The 24,342-nt window shown below is 47.7% G+C and carries 22 protein-coding genes; 1 reads left to right on the top strand and 21 read right to left on the bottom strand.

The window, feature by feature from the left end:
* Positions 1-29: 29 nt before the first annotated feature.
* The 21 genes from larAH6 to LUCIF_RS17220 all read right to left on the bottom strand — a co-directional run bounded on the left by larAH6 (position 30) and on the right by LUCIF_RS17220 (position 23,745).
* Positions 30-1,280, bottom strand: coding sequence for a nickel-dependent malate racemase, LarAH6 family (gene larAH6 / locus LUCIF_RS17320; protein WP_122629150.1), 1,251 nt, complete (start codon positions 1,278-1,280; stop codon positions 30-32).
* Between the two features lie 60 nt (positions 1,281-1,340).
* On the bottom strand, positions 1,341-2,351 hold the full coding sequence (iolG, locus tag LUCIF_RS17315; protein ID WP_122629149.1) for an inositol 2-dehydrogenase: 1,011 nt from the start codon (positions 2,349-2,351) through the stop codon (positions 1,341-1,343).
* 12 nt (positions 2,352-2,363) lie between these two features.
* Complete coding sequence (gene iolE, locus LUCIF_RS17310; RefSeq protein ID WP_122629148.1) at positions 2,364-3,260, bottom strand: myo-inosose-2 dehydratase; 897 nt, start codon at positions 3,258-3,260, stop codon at positions 2,364-2,366.
* Positions 3,261-3,277: 17 nt separating this feature from the next.
* The gene (iolD, locus tag LUCIF_RS17305; RefSeq protein ID WP_122629147.1) at positions 3,278-5,134 is read right to left on the bottom strand and encodes a 3D-(3,5/4)-trihydroxycyclohexane-1,2-dione acylhydrolase (decyclizing); all 1,857 of its coding nucleotides are present in this window, start codon (positions 5,132-5,134) and stop codon (positions 3,278-3,280) included.
* Positions 5,135-5,147: 13 nt separating this feature from the next.
* On the bottom strand, positions 5,148-5,954 hold the full coding sequence (locus LUCIF_RS17300; RefSeq protein ID WP_122629146.1) for a 5-deoxy-glucuronate isomerase: 807 nt from the start codon (positions 5,952-5,954) through the stop codon (positions 5,148-5,150).
* Between the two features lies 1 nt (position 5,955).
* The gene (locus tag LUCIF_RS17295; RefSeq protein WP_122629145.1) at positions 5,956-6,936 is read right to left on the bottom strand and encodes a transketolase family protein; all 981 of its coding nucleotides are present in this window, start codon (positions 6,934-6,936) and stop codon (positions 5,956-5,958) included.
* The gene (locus LUCIF_RS17290; RefSeq protein ID WP_122629144.1) at positions 6,933-7,781 is read right to left on the bottom strand and encodes a transketolase; all 849 of its coding nucleotides are present in this window, start codon (positions 7,779-7,781) and stop codon (positions 6,933-6,935) included. The genes LUCIF_RS17295 and LUCIF_RS17290 overlap by 4 nt, the downstream gene beginning before the upstream one ends.
* Positions 7,782-7,826: 45 nt before the next feature.
* Positions 7,827-9,089, bottom strand: a complete 1,263-nt coding sequence (locus tag LUCIF_RS17285) for a phosphoglycerate kinase (protein ID WP_122629143.1) — start codon at positions 9,087-9,089, stop codon at positions 7,827-7,829.
* Positions 9,074-10,102 (bottom strand): type II glyceraldehyde-3-phosphate dehydrogenase, encoded by a 1,029-nt coding sequence (locus LUCIF_RS17280; protein ID WP_122629142.1) that lies wholly within the window; start codon positions 10,100-10,102, stop codon positions 9,074-9,076. The genes LUCIF_RS17285 and LUCIF_RS17280 overlap by 16 nt, the downstream gene beginning before the upstream one ends.
* A 30-nt stretch (positions 10,103-10,132) precedes the next feature.
* A complete protein-coding gene (locus tag LUCIF_RS17275; RefSeq protein ID WP_122629141.1) occupies positions 10,133-11,365 on the bottom strand; it encodes an NAD(P)-dependent malic enzyme in 1,233 nt (410 codons plus the stop codon).
* Positions 11,366-11,503: 138 nt separating this feature from the next.
* A complete protein-coding gene (iolG, locus tag LUCIF_RS17270; RefSeq protein ID WP_122629140.1) occupies positions 11,504-12,523 on the bottom strand; it encodes an inositol 2-dehydrogenase in 1,020 nt (339 codons plus the stop codon).
* Between the two features lie 13 nt (positions 12,524-12,536).
* Positions 12,537-13,364 (bottom strand): sugar phosphate isomerase/epimerase family protein, encoded by an 828-nt coding sequence (locus LUCIF_RS17265; protein WP_122629139.1) that lies wholly within the window; start codon positions 13,362-13,364, stop codon positions 12,537-12,539.
* A gap of 144 nt (positions 13,365-13,508) precedes the next feature.
* A complete protein-coding gene (locus LUCIF_RS17260) occupies positions 13,509-14,960 on the bottom strand; it encodes a sugar porter family MFS transporter (RefSeq protein WP_122629138.1) in 1,452 nt (483 codons plus the stop codon).
* 177 nt (positions 14,961-15,137) lie between these two features.
* Complete coding sequence (locus tag LUCIF_RS17255) at positions 15,138-15,956, bottom strand: sugar phosphate isomerase/epimerase family protein (RefSeq protein WP_122629137.1); 819 nt, start codon at positions 15,954-15,956, stop codon at positions 15,138-15,140.
* Positions 15,957-16,065: 109 nt separating this feature from the next.
* Positions 16,066-17,139 carry a zinc-dependent alcohol dehydrogenase gene (locus tag LUCIF_RS17250; protein WP_122629136.1) on the bottom strand — a complete coding sequence of 358 codons (1,074 nt, stop codon included), beginning with the start codon at positions 17,137-17,139 and terminating at the stop codon, positions 16,066-16,068.
* 65 nt (positions 17,140-17,204) lie between these two features.
* The gene (gene iolN / locus LUCIF_RS17245) at positions 17,205-18,164 is read right to left on the bottom strand and encodes a 3-dehydro-scyllo-inosose hydrolase (protein WP_122629135.1); all 960 of its coding nucleotides are present in this window, start codon (positions 18,162-18,164) and stop codon (positions 17,205-17,207) included.
* Positions 18,165-18,194: 30 nt separating this feature from the next.
* Positions 18,195-19,367 carry a scyllo-inosose 3-dehydrogenase gene (gene iolM / locus LUCIF_RS17240; RefSeq protein ID WP_122629134.1) on the bottom strand — a complete coding sequence of 391 codons (1,173 nt, stop codon included), beginning with the start codon at positions 19,365-19,367 and terminating at the stop codon, positions 18,195-18,197.
* Between the two features lie 346 nt (positions 19,368-19,713).
* A complete protein-coding gene (locus LUCIF_RS17235; protein WP_122629133.1) occupies positions 19,714-20,454 on the bottom strand; it encodes a sulfite exporter TauE/SafE family protein in 741 nt (246 codons plus the stop codon).
* 196 nt (positions 20,455-20,650) lie between these two features.
* The gene (locus tag LUCIF_RS17230) at positions 20,651-21,502 is read right to left on the bottom strand and encodes an AraC family transcriptional regulator (protein ID WP_207857961.1); all 852 of its coding nucleotides are present in this window, start codon (positions 21,500-21,502) and stop codon (positions 20,651-20,653) included.
* 854 nt (positions 21,503-22,356) lie between these two features.
* Positions 22,357-22,596 carry a ribonuclease HII gene (locus LUCIF_RS17225; RefSeq protein WP_122629131.1) on the bottom strand — a complete coding sequence of 80 codons (240 nt, stop codon included), beginning with the start codon at positions 22,594-22,596 and terminating at the stop codon, positions 22,357-22,359.
* 129 nt (positions 22,597-22,725) lie between these two features.
* Positions 22,726-23,745, bottom strand: a complete 1,020-nt coding sequence (locus LUCIF_RS17220; protein WP_243638751.1) for an AraC family transcriptional regulator — start codon at positions 23,743-23,745, stop codon at positions 22,726-22,728.
* 312 nt (positions 23,746-24,057) lie between these two features.
* On the opposite strand from LUCIF_RS17220, the gene LUCIF_RS17215 reads away from it, so the two are divergent.
* Positions 24,058-24,342, top strand: a 285-nt coding sequence (locus tag LUCIF_RS17215; protein ID WP_133306302.1) for a transposase, incomplete at its 3' end; no start/stop codon positions are given.

Raw genomic sequence — 24,342 nt, 5'->3', positions numbered from 1 at the left:
CCCACCTCCTTTGTTTTCATCCTGCCGGACTAAGGTTCTACCACGGGTAAAATGGAACCGCCATGCGGAATCAGAATAACTTTTGCCTCGTCACCAAGTTTTTTGAATGCCTGCTCAAGCGCTTTTTGAACGTCATGGAAAGGTTCAAAAAATATATTTTCAACTTGAGAATCCGCTAAATCAGAGACTATATAGACTTTTTGCTGTTGCAAAATCATGGCTATGGCCGCCGCTTTATGTCCGCCCAATTTAAAGTCTCTTTTTATCCGCTCGACCAGTTCTCCCGGCGTCTGGGCCCCGACAATCCATTCTTCAAAGGTCTTTTCACCAAAGCCTTCTTTACAGGAGGCGACAAAGATAATAATCCCGCCCTTTTTTACGGCATGTTTGGCATTATCCAATGCTTTTTGCGCCTGATAAAGATTTAAGTCTTTGGGAAATCCGCCGGGCGAAGTAATTACGATATCCGCCTTCTCGCGGATTTTAATTTTATAGAAACGGTCGAGAAATTGGCATCCTTCCCGGTGAGCTTCGATATAATGACCGGCAACCGCCTTAATGATCTGTTTCTGTTCATCCAATACCACATTCAAAATAAAATCGATGGGTATAAATTTTGCCACGCCATCAATATCCAAGCGTACCGTATTGGTATCCATATTTCCGGCATGGGAACACTCGTCAACCATTCTGCTGTGATTAGCCTGGATGGCGGCCCGGGTAGACACGCCCGGCATAATGGCTTTGGCCCCGCCACTATAGCCGGCAAAATAATGGTACTCGATATTGCCGAGACAGATCCTGCGGTCGGCACCGGCAACCAGATTACAAATATCTACGGGAGTTCCGTTTGGGGTACGCCCAAAATTTCTAAACCCGTTAACGCCGCTGTCAACGCAGCGAATCCGGGTGTACACTTTTTCACCGACAAGATATTTCTTTTCTTCCTCCGTATGCTGCCGGTGGCTGCCCAGAGCAAATATAACGGTAATATCTTCGTCAGGAATTCCGGCTGTTCTCAGTTCGTCCAAAAGCGGCGGTAAAACCGTATGACTGGGCATAGGCCGGGTTATATCACTGGTTATAACCACAATTTTTTCACCCGGCCTTACGATTTCACACAGCCGGGAAGAATGGATTGGATTTTTCAAAGCCCGGACAACTTCGGCTTCTCCCGTCAGGCCGATTTCCACCTGATTGGCATGCAGCACGCCCAGTAGGTTGCGGTCGGGAATGGATACGTCCATTGTGGTCTTGGCAAAACCGAGTCTGTACTCCATAAAAGCCTCCTTTCAACCGGATAACAGACTTTATACTGTCTGTTATCCGGTTTCCTGCATTTACCCTTCTAATTTAACCGGTTTTCCTGCCCGGTACGATTCCTGGGCCGCCAGACCGATGAGAACCGGTTTTAAACCGTCAATACCGGCTACTGCCGTTTCGGTATTCTCAGCAATACTCTGGAAAAATTCCTTCATTTCCTCGGTAAAGGAGTCCATATACCGTTCCAGGAAGAAGTATTTCGGCTTGTCGGCCGTAACTGCGCTGCCGGTACTCATAACCACTGTGGTCGGCGTATCGTTGGTTACGGTGATTCCACCTTTCGTTCCCAGCACTTCCACCCGCTGGTCATAGCCGTATACAGCCTGGCGGCAGTTGTCAATCATACCGATGGCGCCGTTTTTAAACTTCAGGCTGATGAGCGCCGTATCCACGTCTCCGGCGGCGCCAATGGCCGGGTCCACCAGGACAGCCGCATTGGCATAGACTTCCGTCACTTCACTGCCTGTGAGATACCGTACCATGTCAAAATCATGGATGGTCATATCCAGGAACATGCCGCCGGATACTTTGACGTATTCCAGGGGCGGCGGCGCCGGGTCGCGGGAGGTCACTTTCACGATCTGGACGTCGCCGATGGCGCCGCTTTGAATCAGTTCCCGCACCTTTTTAAAGTTGTGGTCAAACCGGCGGTTAAAACCGACCTGGAATTTCACCCCCGCTTTCTTTACGGCCTCCAGGGCAGCATGAATGCGCTTCACGTCATAGTCGATCGGTTTTTCGCAAAAGATATGTTTGCCCGCCTGCGCCGCTTCGATGGTAATATGGGAATGGGTGTCTGTGGACGAGCAGATGATAACGGCGTCAATAGCCGGGTCGGCCAAAATCTGTTTGTAATCTTGATATACATCGGCAATGCCCAGACTTTGGGCCCAATCGGCAAGGCCGCCGGCATTAATATCGGCAATAGCTTTGACTGTTACAGCGGGAAAGTTTTTTACAATGTTGCCGGCATGAAGCTTGCCGATGCGTCCCGCTCCAATAACGCCGACGTTAATTTGTTTCGCCATGATAGTCTCCTCCTATAGTCCTGTCTTTTCCTTGATGTATTGCCGGGCCTTGATGGCGTATTCCAGAGGATTGGCCACCGCCGGGTCCTGTTCGGCCTCAACGACGAACCAGCCTTCATAGCCGCTTTCCGCCAGCACCTTAAAGAGCGGTCCATAGTCGATCATCCCGTCGCCGGGCACGGTGAAGGCGCCGGCTTTGACGGCTTGTAAGAAACTCATTTTTTCCGCTTTGACCCGAGCCAGGACATCCCGCCGGACGTCCTTAAGATGGACGTGCCGGATCCGGGCGGCATATTTCCGGAGAATGTATTCCGGGTCTTCCCCCGAGAAAACCAGATGGCCCGTGTCAAACAGCAGGGAAACGAGATCCGGGTCGGTCAGGGTCATGAGCCGCTCCATTTCACCCGTCGTCTGCACGCCGGTGCCCATATGATGGTGATAAACGATTTTCATGCCCTTCTCCGCCGCCAGCCGGCCCAGATTCTCCAGACCCCGGGCCAGCTTCTCCCATTCCGCCGCCGTGAATACGGGCTTGGCGTCAAACACAGGCGTATTCATCTGTCCCTGAATGCTGTGGCCCTGTTCGGCCACCACAATGACCTTCGCCCCCATGGCATGGAGAAAATCGCGGTGTTGTTTAAAAGCGGCCGCCGTTTCTTCATAGGGCTTAGTGGTTAAAAAGGCGCTGAACCAGGCGCTGGCAATGCGGATGTTCCTGAGGGCCAGCGCTTTTTTCAGTACCGCCGGCTCCTTCGGGTATTTATTGCCCACTTCACTGCCGCGAAAGCCCGCCAGGGCCATTTCGCTGACGCATTGTTCGAAGGTATTTTCCCCGCCCAGTTCAGGCAGGTCGTCATTGGTCCAGGCAATGGGGGCAATTCCTAGCAATACCTTGCTTTGGTCAAACATGTTCTTCTCTCCCAGCATCAGAATTTTTTCGTTTTTTGCACTTCCTTTACCAGCTTGGCATGGGCCCGGCGCACGCTTTCCCGCTCCGAGACCTCCGGCACGCCCACCCGCCACCAGGCTTCGTAGCCGCCGGTCATGGTTTTCGGCAGAACCTTGATATCAATGAGGGTCGATACGGTCTCTTTCTTAGCGCTGGCCAGCGCGGCCTTCAGTTCTTCCACGGTATGCACCGTATAGGTCTTCGCCCCGTAACCCTGGGCGCAGGCGGCATAGCTGATGGGAAGATCCGCACCGCTCAGGCGGCCTGTCGCGGCGTCCCGGAATTTGAACTGGGTGGCAAAGCTGGGGATGCCCTGTTCGTTCTGCAAATTTTCAATGCAGCCGAAACCGCTGTTGTCGAAGAGCAGGATGTTGATTTTATAGCCTTCCTGCAAACTGGTGACCAGTTCGGAATGGAGCATGAGATAGCTGCCGTCCCCCACCAGGGAATAGACTTCCCGCTCCGGCGCCGCCATTTTGGCGCCCAGGGCGGCGCAGACTTCGTATCCCATACAGGAAAAACCGTATTCCAGATGATAGGTTTTCGGTTTGACCGGCCGCCACAAGCGCTGCAGGTCCCCCGGCAGGCTCCCCGAGGAACCCACCACGACGGCGTCGTCGCCAATCAGTTCCTGGATAACCCCCAGCGCCCGGGTCTGGCTGAGCCCTGCCGGCCGGTCCTCTTGGTACAGCCGGTCTACTTCCCGGTTCCATTCCGCTTTGACGGCGGCGATTTCGCCGGTGTAAGCCGAACGGTAATCCGCCAGCGCTCCGGTCAGGGCGGTCAGGGTTTCCTTCGCATCGGCGACAATCGTCGTGGCATTCATTTTATAGGCATCAAAGGCGCTCACGTTGATCGCCAGAAATTCCACGTCCGGGTTCTGGAACAGCCATTTGGAGGCGGTGGTAAAGTCCGAGAGACGCGTGCCCACCGCAATGACCAGGTCGGCTTCCGCCGCCAGCCGGTTGGCCGCCAAACCGCCCGTTACGCCGATGCCGCCCAGGTTTAAGGGATGATTCCAGGGAATGGCCCCTTTGCCCGCCTGGGTTTCGCCAAGGGGAATGCTGGTTTGTTCCGCAAAGCGGGCCAGGGCTTCCCCCGCTTCGGCGTAGACTGCGCCGCCGCCGCAGATCAGCAGGGGCTTTTTCTTGCCGCGGATTTTTGCGGTCGCCCGCTCCAGTTCCCCCTGAGTCGGCAGTCGCCGGGTTATGTGGTGCACCCGTTTGGCCAGGAATTCCTCCGGATAGTCGTAGGCTTCGCCTTCGACGTCCTGGGACAGGCAGACGGTGACGGCTCCCGTTTCGGCCGGGTCCGTGAGTACCCGCATGGCGTTCAGCATGGCCGTCATCAGTTGTTCCGGCCGCACCACCCGGTCCCAGTAGCGCGATACGGGTTTGAAGGCGTCATTGGCGGTGATGGACAGGCTGGCCGGGTTTTCCAGCTGCTGTAAAACCGGGTCCGGCTGCCGGCAGGCAAAGGTGTCGCCGGGCAGCAGCAACAGCGGGATGCGGTTCACGGAAGCCGTACCGGCCGCCGTAACCATGTTGAGGGCCCCCGGACCGATGGACGAGGTGCAGGCGATGATTTGCCGCCGGTTTTTCTGTTTGGCGAAGCCAATGGCGGCCTGGGCCATGCCTTGTTCGTTTTTCCCCTGGTAGACGACCATGTCGCCCCGGTATTGTTCCAGCGCTTCGCCGAAACCGACTACCACGCCATGGCCGAAGATGGTGAACACGCCGTGGACGAATTTGGTTTCGATTCCGTCAAACTCGATGTATTGGTTGTCAAGAAACCGGAGCAGCGCCTGCCCCATGGTGAGCCGGATTGTTTTCATGCCTTACTCCCCCTTATTTATCCGGCCAGATCTTGGCCTTGGGATCGGTAACCCATAAATGTTCCGGCACAAAAACCGGATAGTCCGGACTTTTGTATGGATTGCCGTCGAGATGGCGGATCACCCAGATATAGTACATGGCATAGCCGGGGGCCGTGGTCTGCGGGTGGGTGGCATTGTTCAGAATTTTGACGGTGTCGTTGTGCTTCAGTTTGACCACGTCTTCCCCCAGCTCACAAAAGCCGTAGCCTTGTTCGGGATAGAATTTATAGTAGTAAATTTCCGGCTGCGGGTGATAATGGGGCGGATAGCTCGACCATTTTCCCGGATGATCGACGACCTCCCCCACGACCAGGTTGGAATAGGGCGCATTGCTATAATCAAACACGGTGCGGACGATACGGGTCGAAGTTTCTTTCATGGTGCCTTTGCCCCGTTCTTCGGTGGCGCATTCCTGCGGAGTGTATAGCTTGGCTGCGAACGTCCGGTCGTTGGTCGTTTTGGTCAGGCTCAGTTCCGAGTCGTCCGCCACGCCCCGGACCGTCACTTTTACGCCCCGGGGCACATGCAATACCCAAGGATTGTCGTCAAAGCAGGACTGCCGACGGATGGTTTGTTCCTTTCCTTCCCAGGCCAGGGTGACGGCGCCCTGAATCAATAAGAGGGCGCTTTCCTTGGCCGGATCGCAGAGTTCCTCCGCCTGCCCCCGGGCCAGACGCAGAATTCCGTAATCCATCAGGGTATTGTCTTCGGTTTCTTCCATGGTGGTAATGGGGGTATAGCCGTAGGCAAACGCCCCCTTCTGCCGTATTCTTAACATATTAGCGCCTCCCCGCCTGTTTCCGCCGCAGTACCGTTTCCACCTGGCTGACGATGGCCGCCGGCGTCAGGCCGAAACGCTGTTTGAGATAATCCTGGGGGCCCACTTCGCCAAACTGGTCGTTGACCCCGACCCGTTCCATCGGTACGGGTTGGTTTTCCACCAGTACTTCCGCTACGGCCGAGCCCAGGCCGTTGATGATGTTATGGTTTTCCACGGTGACGATCGCGCCGGTTTCGGCGGCACAGCGGATAATCAGTTCTTTATCAATGGGCTTGAGGGTGAAAAGGTTGACCACACGGGCCGAGATGCCTTTGGTTTTTAGCTCTGCCGCCGCCGTTAAGGCGTCGTCGACTAAGATGCCGCTGGCAATGAGGGTGACGTCGCCGCCTTCGGTCAGGGTAACTCCCTTGCCGATGGGAAAGGTCGAACCGTCCTCATAGATTTTCACGGCATTTTTCCGCAAGAGACGAATGTAGTAGACGCCGTAGCCCTCGGCGGTCTGTTTGATCAGGTCCCGCAGCATGACCGAATCCACCGGTTCTAAGATGGTGATGCCGGGTATGGTCCGGACGATACCCATGTCCTCAAAGGGCATATGGGTCCCGCCGTTATAGGCCGCCGTGACACCGGGGTCACTGCCGATTACCCGTACATTGAGCCGGGCGTAAGCGCAGGAGAGAAACAGCTGGTCAAAGCAGCGCCGGGTGGCAAAGGGACCGAAGGAATGGGCGTAGGGAATTTTGCCGGTAGCCGAAAGGCCCGCCGCCACTCCGATCATGTTGGCTTCCTGCACGCCCACGTCAAAGGTCCTGGCCGGATATTGCTTGGCAAATTTCATCATGCCCATGGAGTTCATCAGGTCCGCGTCCAGGGCCACAATATTGGGGTTCCCCGCCGCCAGTTCCGCCAGGGTTTGGGCGTAGACGTTGCGCATTTCCTGGGGTTCTTTGCTCCGGAGGGAGGTCAGTTTGGCGTTCATGCTTTCACCAGCCTTTCTTCGTCCGCCGCCAGCTTATCCAAAGCGGCTTGCATTTGTTCCGGGCTGATGGTCATGTGATGGTTGAATACCTGGTTTTCGGCAAAGGAACAGCCCTGGCCTTTCCGGGTGTCCAGCACGATCACCGACGGCCGGCCGCTGTTTTGTTTGGCCCGGTCCACGGCGGCCTGAATGGCCGCCACGTCGGCGCCGTCCACTTCCTGGGCGTACCAGTTAAAGGCGGCAAATTTGGCTTTTACATCGCCGACATCGTTTATGTCTTTGGTATATCCGTCAAGCTGCTGCTTGTTATTGTCGATAAAGGTAATAAGATGGTCCAGTTTATGCTGGGCCGCCAGCAGTACGGCTTCCCAGACCTGGCCTTCCTGCAGTTCGCCGTCGCCCAGAATCAGGTAGGTGTAGCTGGCTTTGCCGTCCAGTTTATGACCCAGCGCCACGCCGACGGCCAGGGAAGATCCCTGACCCAGGGAACCGGTGGTCATGTCAATGCCGGTGGTCAGGTTCCGGTCGCAGTGGCTGGGGAAATGAGTGCCCGGTTTATTCAAGGTCAGCAGGTCGGCCAGCGGGAAGAAGCCTTTGAGGGCCAGGGCCGCATAGATGGCCGGCCCGGCGTGGCCTTTGGAGCACACCAGCCAGTCCCGCTCTTCCCAGCGGGGGTTTTGCGGGTCGTACTTCATGGCCCCGCCATACAGGACGGCGATGGTATCGGCGACGGACATGGCCCCGCCGATATGGCCGAAGCCCAGGTTGCCCATGGCTTTAATGGTTTCCCGCCGGATATTGAGGGCCAACAGGGATAATTCCAGTTCTTTTTCTCGGGTTAACATGGGGTTCCTCCTCTCCCAGGCTGCGCTCTCGGCAGCCTGGTTGTACTACTGGTATTTGCGGTGATAAGCATGTTTCATCGCTTCCATAAGGGGCAGGCTGTCGCCGGAAAGGAAACGCACCATAGCCCCGCCGGCGGTGCACACGTAGTTGATTTGGGACGTATTAATGAATTTTTGCGCCGCACTGACCGTATCGCCCCCGCCGATGACGGAGTAACCCGGCGCGGCGGCAATGGCCTGCCAAATACTCCGGGTGCCTTCCGCGAACAAGGCGTTCTCGTACACTCCGGCCGGACCGTTGACAAAGATCGTTCCCGCCCGGGCAATTTCCTGCTGGAGAATGGCGATGGTTTTCCGGCCGATATCGAAGTAGGATTCGTTCACCGGCAGTTGGTCAATGTCAATTTCGACCCGTTTCCCGTCTTGTTCATAAGCCAGGTCTACGGGGTAAACGATCTTTTCCCCGTATTGGGCCAGATACTCCCGCGCCGGCGGAATAAATCCGTCCAGAGACCGGTCTTGGATGAATTGGGCATTTTTAGCCCCCAGATCGTAGCCTTGGGCCATCAGCATAATCTGACCGGTAACACCACAGGTAAGGATTTTGTCGGCGGAGCCATTTTCCAGGACTTGCCGCATCATGCCGAAGGCGTCGGAAATTTTTAGTCCTCCCAGGACAAAGACGTTGGGACGGTCGGGACTTTCCATCACTTTGGTCAGGGCATTGATTTCCTTCATGAGCAGGATGCCGCCCGCCGTGGGCAGGATTTCCTGAAAGGCGACCATGGACGGCGCATTGCGGTGCGCGGCGGCAAAGGCGTCATTGACATAGTAGCCCGCCAGGGGCGCCAGGCTCCGGATCAGGTAGGTCCCCAACATTTGCGGCGGCGTGAGTTTGACGGCGTCTTCGAAAGTGGAGATTTCCTCGCTTAAGTAACGCAGGTTACCAAGAATCACCGCCTCACCCGGCGCTAACGCTTTGACGGCGGCCTGGGCGGCCGGGCCGCATACATCGTCGATATAGGCCACGTCCTTTTGCAAAAGCTGGGAAAGTTTCCCGGCGTGCTCGGCTAGCGGAATCAGATTGTGATAGTCGAGGGTATCGCCCTGGTGGGCGATAATGGCGACTTTCGCTCCCCGGTCCAAAAGATATTGCAGGGTGGGAATGCTTTTTTTGATCCGGTTTTCGCTGACGATTTTTTTGGTAGCCGGGTCAAGGGGCGAGTTGATGTCCAGCCGGAGGAGGACGGTCTTGCCGGCATAGTTAAATTCATCCATGGACCGGATTTTGGTTAGTTTTGCAGCCATTTTCCCAACCCCAGATGTTTATTGGTTTCGCCAACCGCCGCCAGCCGTTCGGTCTGCATTTGCATCGCCGCCCGGATGGCGTCCATGGTTTCGGGGATGGTGACGGCCTCCTGTGGAATGTTGATGGCATACATGATATCCCGGCCCGACTCGACAATCGATTCCTCCCACAGGGCAATTTCATACATGTCGCCCCGGGGATTGCCGAGGTCTCTCGCGTAACGGAACAGAGACGCGTTGCCCTGGAACCCGTCGGCGATGCGTACGACCCGGATGCGGGGATGCCGGCCGAACGCCTCGAGTGCCTGAGCCTTGTTAATTTTTTGTTTGGTCGTGGCCACTACCGTGATGATATGGCCATGGGTAACCGGTGTATGTACGAGGATGCCTGTGGCGTCGATGTGAGGCATAATGGTCATGAGGTCGAGAGCCTGGTGGCTCGGCGCCTTATCGATTTGCAGGGCGTTCGTGAGGCCCCGGTGATAGTCTCCCGGGTCGGCAACCCGCCGGATAATGGTGATGGCCACTTTTTCCACGCCATACGCCCGGTCCAGGCAGTCGACGGAACGGATGAGTCCCGTGGTGTTGCAGGAAGTCAGTTTGAGGAATTGTTTGCCCAATCCTTTTTCATAGTTGGCGTAGCCGTGGAAGAAAACGTCGGCCACAGAGTTCTTTTCACCGCCCTGGAAAATGGCTTTTTTATTGTATTTGGCATAAAGTTCTTTATTTTTAGCGCCAATGCCGGCGCTGGTGGCGTCGAGCACAACATCCACTTTCTGCACCAGTTCTTCCAGCGTGCCCGCTACAGGGATCGCCAGCGCGTCGAATTGAGGCTTGTTTTCCGCCATGCCCAGGTAGAAGGCATAGGGCATGCCTTTTTCTTTTAACGCCCGGATCGCCAGGGTCGGCGCCACATCAGCCACGCCCACCAGTTCCATGTCTTTTTGCCGGGCTACTCCGTCCGCCAATCGCTGGCCAATGACACCGTAGCCCACAACTCCTACTTTTACCATGTAAATTTCCTCCTCGATTGTTTTGTTATCTTATTTGTTTGCTGTCAGCAGTTTTTGGGTATGTTCAGCAACCCACTCCGGCGTTACATCCTGGTTTTGGGCTACGCCGGTTGCGAGAGCCGCTTTGGCTACCGCGGCTGCCACCCGGGGCGCCACATTCCGGTCGAAGGCATAGGGAATGATATAATCCGGGTTGAGTTCCGCCGCCGGGATGCAGCCGGCGATCGCCTCCGCCGCCGCAATTTTCATGGCTTCGTTGATCGTAGCGGCCCTCACGTCCAAAGCGCCCCGGAAGATCCCCGGGAAAGCCAGTACGTTGTTCACCTGGTTGGGGAAGTCCGATCGCCCCGTGCCGATGACTTTGGCGCTGCCTTGTTTGGCTTCTTCCGGATAGATTTCCGGTACCGGATTCGCCATGGCAAAGAGAATGGCATCCCGGTTCATGGTCGCTACCATTTCCGCCGTAACGGCCCCCGGCGCCGATACGCCGATAAATACGTCGGCTCCCTGGAGGGCGTCGGACAGCTTGCCGGTGAGCTGCCGCGGGTTGAACCGTTCGGCAATTTTCCTTTTGTCAGGGGTTAAATCCGGATTTTTGAGGGAAATAATACCTTTACGGTCACAAAGAATGATATCGGTCGTACCAAAGGATTGCAAAAGTTTGGCAATGGCCGTACCGGCGGCGCCGGCGCCGTTGAGGACGACTTTCAGATCGGCGAAGCGCTTATTGACGATTTTCAAGGCATTAATGAGTCCCGCCAGGGTTACCACGGCGGTCCCATGCTGGTCGTCGTGAAAAATGGGAATCCGGCAGATTTCCTTGAGTCTATCTTCCACGGCAAAGCATTCCGGGGCTTTGATGTCTTCGAGGTTGATACCCCCAAAGGTAGGCTCCATGAGTTTGACCGCTTCGACAATTTTGTCCACGTCTTTGGTATCCAAACAAATCGGGAAGGCATCCACCCCGGCGAAGGTCTTGAATAAGACGGCCTTGCCTTCCATAACCGGCATGCCGGCCCCGGCGCCGATGTCGCCAAGCCCCAGGACGGCCGTACCGTTGGTTACAACGGCAACCAGGTTGCCTTTGGCGGTATAGTCATAAATTTTGTCGTAATCCGCTTTGATCTCCAGGCATGGCTCGGCTACCCCCGGCGTGTACGCCAGGGTCAGGTCGTCTTTGTTCGCCACGGGAACTTTGCATTGCAATGCAATTTTCCCCTGATTGTCCTTATGCAGTTTTAAGGCCCGTTCCCGCAATTCCACTTGACCCTCTCCTTTTTATACTTTATTGAGCATATTTATTTCCCATTTATATTTACAGATCGGCTCTAAAGGGTTAGCACCTATCTGTTATCTTTAAATAATCAATAGTAAGACTTAACACTTGCTGTTACAACCTCTTTAGATTAATTCCGATAATTTAACCATACGCCCTTCGTTCAATGATTTTTGCGCGGCCTTAGCAATCAATACAGGCATCAGTCCATCTATTCCTGTAACAGAAGGCTCCGTATCATTTAAAATCGCATCTGTAAATGCTTGTGCCTCGGCGATAAATGCCTGATTATAGCGTTCGAGGAAAAACCATCTCGGCCGTTCACTGTAAATGCCATCCTTCGTACTGATCATTGCCGTATCAATGAGATCATTATAATCTTGCACGCAGCCTTTATCGCAATGCACTTCAACACGCTGGTCGTATCCATAGCGGGCAGCACGGCTGTTGTCGATTACGCCGATAGCACCGTTCTCGAATTTGAGCAAAACAATCGCCGTATCCACATCGGAAAATTCTCGAATTCTTGCGTCAATTTTAATAGTACCGATTGCCGTGACCTCGGTCACCTCACTACCAGACAGATAGCGGACCATATCAAAATCATGGACTGTCATGTCAAGAAAAATTCCGCCGGATGTTCCAATATACTCCATCGACTGCTGTTCGGGGTCGCGGGAAGTTACTTTTACAATGTGCGGTTTGCCCATTCGGCCTGAAGCCACTACGTCTCTTACTTTTTTATGGTTATGGTCAAACCGGCGTACAAAACCAACCTGTAGTTTAACCCCTGCTTCCTTCACAACTGCAAGCGCCTCTCGAATGCGACCGGCATCGGTATGAATTGGTTTTTCGCAGAAAATGTGTTTTTTGGCTCGCGCTGCTTGAATGATCAAGTCGGCGTGGCTTTCTGAAGAGGAGCAAATAAAGACTGCTTCAATTGCCGGGTCGGCAAAAACCTGTGCCGGATTATCGTAAATCTTAAGTATGCCCACTCCTTGAGCCCAAGCACGCATTTCGTCATTTAGAGAGAGATCCGCTACCGCTTCAATCTTGGCGTTAGGTACAGAAAATGATAAATTATTGCCATGCAGCTTACCAATCCTGCCAATACCGATTATGCCAATTTTCAACTGCTTACTCATTTATTTCTCCTCCTTATAAAAATTGCTTAGTTTTCTCTGCTGCCAGACTAAAAACATCGTCCGGGTCCATTGCCCAATATTCCGGCCGGAAAATCTCTACGGAAGCAACACCGTCATAGCCTTTTTCATGAAGTTTCTGGGTAATTGCCTTCAGCGGGATAACACCATCACCAGGAAACAATCTGTGGCAATGATCTAACACTGACAGTGGTAAATCTTCGCTGTCGTCAATGTGATAAACAAAAATTTTTTCTGCTGGAATGAGAGTAAGGGAGTCAATATTCTGCAGTTTATTGTAGAGAAAGAGATTGAACGCATCCAATGCTACACCGACATTCCCCCGGTCTACTGCATTAATAATATCCATGCATTGTTCCAGATTTCGCACACACCAGCGCGGGTTTCCAATTGGTTCAAACGCCAATTTCATTCCATAAGGCGTAGCGATATCAGATAACTTTTGCAATACATTAACACTATCGTTAAAGATTTCCTTTTCCGTTTTTTTGATCATGTCATCGCCCATTGTGGGAACAACTACGATATAAGGGTTTTTAATTTTTTGTCCCATCTCACAGGCGAAGGTAAATAACGCCACTATCTCTTTCCATTGTTTCTCCGTACAAAAATTGATATCTTCAATCGAATTCAATGCATAGGGTTTGACATTGCTTGTTTTAAAGAAATTTTGCAATTCTTTTATTGAATGTCTTTTCAAATAGTCTTTCAACATATCCAGCCTAATTTCGATATAACTATAATGGTACTTTTCGCAAAGCATCAAGTCTTTCTCCAACGTAGAATTCTCTTTACAGGTAGCTTCATTTATACCAAGTTTCATAGCTATTTGCAGCTCCTAACTATAGCTTTATTTGCCCATAAACTTCTGGACACTCATGACTAAAAGGAATACCTGCTTTTTGGATACAATACCGAACAAAAAGCTTTCTTAATTAAACAGGTTAAAAATGGCTTCTAAAAGTGATTACAGCTTTCTACAATCAATGGTTTTATAATTTTGAAAGCAATGTTCTAATTGTTCAAGAGTACGTCCCTTGGTCTCTGGAAGCCACTTTGCAACAAAGAAAATGGCCATTAATCCGCCGAAAGCGAACGTAAAGAAGGTCTGTGACAAACCAATACTAGTCAATAAGACGGGGAAACATAATCCGACAGTAAAATTCGCTATCCATGAGAAAAATACTACCGTACCCATTCCAACTCCACGTAGGCGTAGTGGAAATATCTCCGACATCATAAGCCAGGTAATAGGAGCACTGCAGCCTTGTTGAAATGCCATAAAAGTAACGGTCATCGAAAGAATAAGGTAGGGGAAATAAGGCTGATCAGATAATGTCATTGAAAAAATCCCAATGAAACATTGCGTAATGGTGGTCATTGTCAGCCCGATGAGAAAAATTTTACGCCGACCGAGTCTTCCTAATAAGCACATACCCACTAAAGTTGCCGTTACTGAAATAACACCGTTTGCCGTATTAGCAATCAAAGCTGCCTGTACAGTAAAACCAGCATTTTCTAAAATCTGTGTTCCATAATAATTAATAGCATTTACACCTGTAATTTGTTGAACAATTCCAACTCCGATGCCAATAAATAACAGTCGGCGAATCCAAGGTGTTACAGCAATCTCCTTTATACTTGCTTTTTCCAAATGCGCTTCTGCGTCAGCAAGTTCTTTAATTTCATTTAATTCAACAACTGCACACGCTTCGTCACGTACGCGTTTTAACACCTTTAACGCTTCCGTGATTTTTCCTTTTGCGACCAGCCAACGGGGACTCTCCGGCATCATCAGCATACCCAGCCCTAGAACCACGGCTGGCACTACGGCAATCGACAACATATAACGCCAAATTCCGCCAACTGATCCATATACATTCCCCAGAATCGCATTCATTAGAAAGGCTAAAAATTGCCCTGTCACAATCATTAATTCATTTTGTGTAACCACGCGACCGCGCTCTTCCACCGGAGACATTTCTGCCAAGTACGTAGGCACTGTAACAGATGCCCCTCCCACAGCTAAGCCGAGTACGAAACGAAATGCAATCATGGTTTCCGAATTGGGAGCCAACGTACAACCGAGTGCCGCAAGAAAAAACACGATAGACAGCCAAAGAATATTTTTTCTTCGGCCGTATTTATCAGATAGACGCCCCCCCATTACAGCTCCGAAAGCCGCGCCAAAAAGAAGTGAACTGGCTACAAGGCCTTCCATAAACGGAGTAAGGTTTAATTGATCCGGACGCGACATAAAGAGTAAAGCGCCATTAACAACACCTGTATCATACCCAAAGAGTAATCCTCCAAATGTCGATATAATTGCGATCGTTCTTAAATATTTTCTTGGCGTTTGCCGGGAATGTGTTTCGCTTTCATCATTTTGAATATCCATAGTGACATCTTGACTATTCATGACCTTTATCATCCCTTCTTTATTCTAAATTTTGTGGAAACACAATTAGGCCTCATAGTGATTATTTTGTTTTATTGTGTTCAATAATTATGCTGCCAGCGTATTCCAATAGTCATCCGAAGATCATGAGTAATCGAAAAGCAATCTGAAGAGCTTTTTTAGATTTTAAGATATTTATTATTCTAATAGGCTATTTAAAAAAATGGCGGCTCTTTCTGCAGCAATTCGTCCATTTGGTTTTGGCAGACATTCCACAGATAAGTATCCTTTATAATTGATTCCCTCTAATTTTTCGAAAATTTTTCGAAATTCAAACTGGCCGCTGCCCGGATACTGTCGTGAATTATCAGCCAAATGTATATAACCGAGCTTTCCTTTACACCTTTGTATTGCTGCGACCGGGTCACATTCATCAATTCCCATATGGAAAGTATCCAAATGCACATAACAATTGTCTATTTTATAGCGTTCTAAAAACCCCATGGTTTCTTCCGCGGTTGTAAATACGTTGACTTCATAGCGATTGATCACTTCAAGGTTTAATTTTACATTGCGCTCTGCTCCATAATCTGCAAGTTCTCTTAAATTTTTAGCCAACCGGTCCATGTATTTGTCGCATTTGCCGCCCGGCGGAATGTTGCCTTTAACCCAGCCAACCACAATATCCGCATGAAGTTTTTGCGCCATATTAATGTACTGCTTCATGCCGTCCATCGCCGCTTTGACAATATAAGGCGCATCATCCATTAAATTGCAGCGTCCTTCCGTATTTAAGCGGCCTGTTATGACCATGCAAACTTTTGCGCCACATTCCTGTATAGTTTGTTCAATTGCCTGATAATCTATATTTGCGTCTTCTCTGGTATGCACTTCGATCGCATCATAACCTAAACGAGCGGCCTCTCGTAAATTGCTGACAATATCGCCGCGCAGCAAGATTGGTGCCGTATTCGGCGCTTCATCGGCGGAAGATACCGCGAGTCTCCATCGCTTCATTATTAAACTCCTTTCTCTAAACAGTTTTATGTTTGATTATACGGAAAAGGTGATGCATAGCGATCACCTTTTCCGTATATAGTTTTATAATGAGGCTCAGTGGACCGGCTTAATCTTTAAATGTCAACATTACCTTGCGGGCGATATCTTTATGGTGGCAGGCAAGCTCCAGAGCCTTGTCCAAATCAAGAAAATCATAATGGTGAGAATTCAAGGCGGCGAAATCATATTTGTTTTTGATACGAGACATAAACCGAATCGTCTTAGGGAACCATTTATTCGTACCGCCGGAACCGGAAAGCCGAAGCGTTTTCCAGATGGTTTTTCCTATTTCTACGGGAACTTTACGTCCGATAGAATGCCCTATTAAGCCAACGCGGGCTGAATGACCTGCAATATCAAACAAAGAAGCAATACCAATGTCATTGCCGGAACATTCAATAACTACAGAGGGACCGCGGCCGTTAGTCAATTCTTTTAATTTTTCTTCCACATTGCCGGCAGTCGGATCGACTACATAATTCGCACCATAATTCAAAATATTCTGCCGTCTCTTTTCCAGGGGATCGATGACAATAACATTCGCGCCAGAAGTCGCACAAACCATTGCCGCACACATACCGATCGGCCCTGCGCCAATGATGGCAACATCGTCGGAAGCATCGGGATTGCAACCGTTGCCCCAGACGCCCCAATAACCAACATTGAAAGTTTCTACCCAAGCACCCAATTCATAGTCCCAGTCATCAGGAATTACATGGGTATATTGTTCTTCCAAAATCATATATTCGCCCCAACCGCCGGGAGAATCCGGGCGAAAGCCAAGTTCACGCATATTCAGGCAAGCGGAGGGCATTTTGCCATCTTTACAATTCGCACAGTTGTTACAAGGTAATACGCAGTCCCCAACGACTTTATTACCCACTTTCATTGAGGTTACAGCACTGCCAATTTCGGCAACCTGCCCAGCCCATTCATGACCAGGTACATACGGTGCTATATCGTAACGACCCTCGGCAGATTTGCCCTCATAGCATTCAACATCAGAGCCGCAGATGCCACAGGCTTTAAGTTTAATCAGCACCTGGTTGGGCTGTAATGGCGGCAACTCTAAGTCTTCAATCCTTAAATCTTCAGGACCATACATAAAGGCAGCTTTGCATTTTGTTGGACGGTTTTTCATTACTCATATCCCCTTTTCTCTTAAGTTTATAGAATATAATTGGGTTACAATGGAAAAGTCAAACATTAATAGGTCAATGTATAAATATGACGGCCACCTTTCGTCGGGCCTTTAATAACGGCTTCGATGTCTTCCCGTTTGCGCTGGGTTACTTTTTCAATAGGGGGAAGCTTACCTGCCGGATATTTCTCCAAAATATCATTTACCAGCTTTTCCAAGTAATTCAACGTCCTTTCCACACCTTCGCGTGCTTTTTCGGCATCTGCCTGCGTAGGATCACCGATTACACCTTCCGGCGTACAGATGCATTCCATACCTACCGAACCGTAGGCATTGTACCATTTGATTGGGCCTACGCCACGTTCGGCTGAATTATTGATATGTCCCGGTGGCAACATCGGCGAAGGTTTGGTTTTAACCGCATATTCCTGTTTGCAGAATTCAGGGAATAATGCCAATGACCATGATTGTTCCACTTCATCGGCATGAATAAATGGCGTATTATAAGGGCCGCCATTTTCTTTGACATCCAGTTGTTCTTTAGCGCAATTCCAGAAGTGAACATATAAAACAATACCGGGAACTTGAAATTTTTTACCAAATTTATGAATTGCCAATGGAATTACATAATCTTGTCCATGACCATTGACAACGATCATCTTTCGAAAACCGGTATTCCAGAATCCGGCGAATACATAGCAAAGGTAATCCGCCAGCGTTTCTTCCGGTATCATTATGGTGCCGGGCATACCCAGATGATGATAAGGATGTGAACCGTACCATATTGGCTGTGCTACTGTACAACCGGTTGCTTTCGCTACTTGTTCGCAAAGGCGGGTATCAAGGTAGGTATCTTCGCCGTAAGGGGAATTGGGCCCATGGTTTTCTGTAGAACCGACTGGAATCAAAATTACGTCGTTCTTTTTTAGTCTTTCCTCCACCTCCCTGTTAGTCATATTCTGATAATAGATTCCATTATCAGCTTCCATATTGCCGCCTTTTGCGGGTATTTGCCATTTTGCCATTTTTCATTCCTCCTAGTTTATTTTTATCTTTTAAGTCCGTTTCGCATATGCGGTTGAAACCAAAACCTTACCAGCCGTAATCTCCATTCCTTTTTTAATATCTTCCAGATGATAGCGCCCCGTAACCATCTTGCGCATATCAATGCGCCCCGCCGCCATTAATGCAATGACATCAGGATAAATTCCTTGCCCGGATTGCCCGTTAGAGCCGCTGATGGCAGCTGCATTCCATTGCCAGTTAAAGATATCAACCGGCGTAATGCCAATGGTATGCCCGATTTGCACGGTCTTAGCACCGATGGCTAGCGCCTTTCCCATCACTGGGTACGTATATTTCGTTGCCCCCGCACATTCGGCAAACAACGAAATTCCTGTTCCATTGGTGATTTCCATAAGCAATTGCGCCTGCTCATCCGCTGATTTAAACTGCAGCGGATTATAAACTACGTCGGCACCACATTGTTTAGCCAGCTCTATCCGTTCAGGAATACTTTCAAAGCAGATTAGCTTTGCTGCGCCTGCCGTTTTCATAAGTGAAATTGCTGCAAGCCCAATCGGACCTGCGCCAAACACCGCTACATGCCCGCCAGGACGGATACCACCGCCGCGTACAAACAGTCCGTTATAGGCAACGCCTGTCGGTTCAATCATTGCTCCCAGTTCAAGCGCCGTCATTTTATCACCATAATAATTAACAATATCATTAAGTGGATAACAATACTTTGCTTTTATAGCGGCATATTCGGCAAAACCACCATCATAGGTAAGTCCCGGTTCCTCCAAATCCTTGCATTGATTGAACATGCCGCGGCGGCAAGCGTCGCATTCGCCACACCAATGCATGGATTCCACACTGACCAAATCGCCAACTTTTAATTTTTTGACGTTTTTACCAACTTCAATGATTTCTCCGGAAAATTCGTGTCCCGTGATAATCGGATACTTAGAATGACCGTCATATTGGGAATAGCCCTTCTCATCTTGGCGCAGAAGATGTGCATCCGTGCCGCAGATACCTGCCGCTCCGACTTTGATCAATACTTGATCGTCGTTATATTCGGGTATAGGACGATCAACCACCGACCCTCTAATATTTTTCCAAATGGAATTACCTCTCAGCGCCCGCTTAGTGCTTCGTTCACGCTCGGACAGCTGGTATCCGTCCTTAGGAGCCCAGTCTGCTTCAACATAAAAAGCTCTCATTGTTGTCCTCCTTTTTAGCTCCAACTCATACTTGAATTGTAAGTTTATTCTTAATATTTTTCTCTAGAATTCTTGCTTTTCTAGTAATTTCATATAATTCTCATAATTATCTCAGTTTCTAATTGGTTAAAACCTATTAAATAATTTACTTATTTTTATTTCTACAGTTTCTAAATAATCTTGCTATTAAAATTTTTACGCTGCAAAATTCATCATCAAAATCTGATTTATCCGTGCCAAATACGCCGAAAGAAATGGAGGCATTACCAGACCAGTACGGTCTGGTAATGCCTCCATTTCTTTCGGCCTGCCATATTTTCTAAAATTCTGTATGCCTAGTACTATTTTATGACCGAAAAATCAATGCTTTAATTAAGATACTGATGCCTCCAAGGATAAAAATCCCGATAATTAATTTCTTAACTGAATGCTCCTGCATAGATTTATCGATCCGGCTGCCACACCACACACCAAGTATAGCGGCGGGAACGGAAATTAATACGATTTGTAATGAATACGTAGTGAACATATCGTTCACTACGTATAACATACTGCGAAATATATTTTCTATCAAAAAAACGAAACAGATATTGCTGCGAAATTGCTGTCTTTCGACACTGACTCGCTCAAGATAAGACAAAAACAGCATATTAATTCCAAACAACCCGGCCATTATGCCGGAGGAAACTGAGACTATATTCCTGATGAAAACATTCGATTTAACATTCTGACCACTGTTCCGCGTTGCCATTTCTACGCCCAAGCCAATAATCAATATCCCCAAAAGTACCTTGATTACCCAGGGAGAACCTAATTTTAAAAATAGGGTACCGGGAATCACGCCAAGCATAATCCACACAGCTACCGGCAAGGCAATCTTCAACTCAAACGCTTTGCGGTTTTTCCAGACGATGTAGGCATTAACCAGCATATCCAAAATTAAATTTGCCGGCGTAATCACCTTATTGTCCAGTCGCATCGCCATTAAGGGATTAGAAAGTAACGGATTGCCGAAACCGGCCAACCCTTTAATAATAAAAGATAGAAATTGTATAATAAATAAATAAACAGCAAGAGATACCGTCATAGTAAACTCCCAGATGCATAGAAATCTATGAGTTTATCAAAATATTTTTGCAAACAGCGTCAATATACAACAAGCTGACTATATATTTTTATTATACAATGGAATTTTATTAGCGCTATACAAATCCTGCTGGAATTTCCGGCTAGTTCATTAGCATCCGGAAAGGTTGCAATAAATATATAGCTAATCTTGCGATTTACTTTTTTTTGATATATGAATTACGATATTTGCTGGGAGGCATACCAACATATTTGTTAAAAAGAATATTAAAATGATTGGGATTGTCATAGCCGACGATATTGGCAATCTGCGTTATGGAATACTTTGTGGTAATCAGCAGGCTCTGAGCCTCACCAATGCGGCGACGTATGATATATTGCATAGGAGAATAGCCTATTGTATCTTTAAATACATGTGCCAGATAATAAGGATTGATATGCATTACATCGCTAATAGATTGTAAAGTAAGCGGCTCATCGTAATGAGTATCAATATACTGCTTGATACGGATGCCCAACAGTTCGGACGGGCCTCTCTTTGCTGAGTCTTCTATTTCAGTTTTGCGGATGATCTGAATCATCATAGCAACTAAAGAAACAGCAAGATAAGAGCAGGTTTCCTCCATTTTCTCTATATCAGATGCCAGTAAGAAATAAATCATACCCATCAAATTTTCCAGAGGTTCAAACAATTCATTGCTGTGTATAATCGGACAAGCCGTTTTATGGATCAGACAGTTTTTATCTAATCCAGGAATGTGTACATCAGTTAATGTACAGCAATAGGTGTTCAGATTTTTACTTTGGGAAGGGTCTTCGTCATGTAGAACGTTACAATTGCAAATGATAATATCGCCTTTTTGAATAGAATAACGCTTTTCATCTACAATATAGACTCCACTACCACTTCGTACTAACAAAATTTCCAGCATGTTTTCATGTTTATGCAATATGCGCGGATAGATACTATAACTAGAATCTATTTTGCTGGCCGAAAACAAGCGAGGCAGATTCCCATTTGAGAAATTTACTGTGTAGTCTGATTTCATGAAACATTGTATCATGGCAGCACCCTCTTTCGCTTTAATGAAATTCCCATAACCTTATTAAAATTGTAACAATAATTCTCTTCAGCAATTTTTAAAAACCATTTGAATCAGAAATAGAACTTATTGCCCCATAAAAGCGCCTGGGTATAATCCATTCTCCGAAAAAACAGTGCCTCTTTTTGAAAATAAATATCCCTTGCGTTGATTAATAATCTGAACAAAAAAAGACGTGACTGGAACACTAATCCTTTCGAATCTGGGTTTCCAATACGTCCACTTGTACAACAAATGATTACAAACTCGTGCCTACGGGCAGCCACTTTTCCAAAAGAAACTGCCTGTGTAGAGTCATTTTTCTCACATCTTAAAACAGAAACATTTCCTATTTAAGTATACTTGCTCTATAGATTTATAGTCAACTATATCCGTTTCTTCATAAGTATTTTGCCACGCCGCCTCTCCACGATTAAAATATTAAAAAAGGTGGGTCATTTGATCATTTTTATTTTCGGAGCCGGGTTATGACTACCACATCCCGGCACTTTCCAACTATATATTGAAAAATATATACAACTAGTCCCAACGGCCTTTACTATAAGGAAAAAGCTGATTTCCGTATAGTACAGGAGTCAGCTTTTTGCCCGCTTTATTATTTACTTTACAAGGAAAATAATGCGGATTCTCCACAGAAAGCATGAGGGTTTTCTTAGCGTGCTTTATATTCCGTTTCGTGAGGTGACCCCCAATTATAGAAAACGCTCTTTACTATACCGTCCGGGTAGAAAAGTCAACCCCATTCTCCTGCTTGATGTGGGATAACGGGTTTGACTTTCTGCTTTATAGTCAGAAAACGCCTAACAGTCACCTATAGAAAAGAAAACAATATTCAAATAATCTTTTGCCTCAGGAATATCCAAGCAAAGTAAAAGACTATTTCCATTTACCGCATGCTTACGTTCTAAATCCAGTTTAGCAGTTTCATTCTTATTGATATTTATTTTTTTGCCGTTAGCGGAGAGCATATTTACAGGGCCAATACATTCATTCACAACTTTCAGGAATTCATCCATATTAAAAATATTAAGCTTTATCATCGAATCTGCCTCCCCTACCCAAATCATCTAATGTGTAAAATCAGATGGGCAAGACCGACTCAAGATTTGATTTATGCACCATCTTTTTTACAAGTATAATTATAGTGCAGTTTTCCCCTTGAATATATCTTATTTCCGCCTATTTATATCAAAATTCCGCCATTTCCTTTGGTACTCTTTCGGTGTACATCCCATGTACTCACGAAATACTTTACCGAAGTAACTGCTGCTTCCTAAGCCGCAGAATTGGCTGATATATGCTAATGATTCGTTATTATTTACCAGCATGGTACAAGCTTTCTGTATCCGGTAACTTTTTATGTATTCCACAGGAGTCATATTCAGTTTTTGACGGAATGTCCGAAAACATTCCCGTTCACTGATATAAGCCGCCGCTGCAATTTCTGACATAGTGATCTTTTCCGTATAATGTTCCTGAATATATTTCATCATTCGCTTAATCTTGTCATCCGATTTATTACCACGGCTTTTTTGTTTCCAAAGTGGTTCAGAAATATGGAGTAGCATACACCACATTTCCGAAAGCACAGAGCGCAGCTTCATTTCATAGTCAGAATCATTCGGGGATAACTGAAAGGATTCCCATAGCAGGTTTAAAATTTCTGCTTCCTTCGGATTTTGAGAATACAGTCCAATGATTTCCATATGTGGTGCAGTAATGATAGGAGCTACATATTTTTGCTCTAACAGGCTCCCATATTGACCCCCAATTAAAGAAGTGTTGAATATATGGAGTATTTGCTTGGTATTTTGAATACCCTTTGTCATATGCAGCACATTTGAATTGACAAAACCACCGGAACCTGCCGGAAAAACCATTTTTCCACTTGGTGTATAGTATTCTAAACATCCTTTTTCCATATAGAAAAGCTCAACTTCCTTATGCCAATGCCATGGGACCTGTCGCCCAACATATTTGTCCAAATCAGCATAGGCAGTAATATATGGAAAATCAGGTTCAAAATCAGAATGCAATTCTTCTTTACTTTCATCTTTATATTCTAATCTGTCTCTATATTCTAATCTATCTCTACAGTCTAATCTACGTATATTCTTCATGATAATCTCCATTCCGCCGCTGTCGCAGGCGGCATAAATAGTTATGAAAAATGGTGCACGATTCTTCACCAAAATGCTATCTTAGTTTTACTAGGAAGGTAAACTGCAAAGCACGGTAGGAGGCATCGTATGATGGTATAGTAATTCGTTGCAAGTATTACTAAAACCACTCAATTTTATATTATAACGCATTTCAAATAGACCTGTTATATAATCGAAAATGTAGCATAAAACTTTTCCTTTTAAAATCTCCCTATGTTGAAACGAGGCCACTGAAAAAGTCCCTATGATGCTAAAAAAGGTATAGTCTCTCAATAAAACTGAAGAGGCTGTACCTTTTTTCCTGTATAATTAAGGTATCAAAGGGAGCAGGTGAGTCAAATGATACAACAACAACAAGCCATGGTTTTAAGTCCCTATATAGAGCTCTATAACTTGATTATTCCCAAGGATAATATGCTGCGACAAATCAGCGAACTTGTTGATTTCTCCTTTGTGTATGAGGAATTGAAAGAGCGCTATTGTCTGGATAATGGCAGAAATGCGATTGACCCGATTCGGATGTTTAAATATTTGCTGCTCAAAACGATCTTCGAACTGTCTGACGTGGACATCGTCGAGCGATCCAAATATGATATGTCGTTTAAGTATTTTCTTCACATGGCG

The sequence above is a fragment of the Allolucifera butyrica genome, assembly GCF_900476375.1.
Classification (GTDB): Bacteria; Bacillota; Negativicutes; order Sporomusales; family UPPP01; genus Lucifera; species Lucifera butyrica.
Note: the sequence above shows the minus strand (reverse complement) of the source record. Positions and strands in the feature narration are given on the sequence as shown.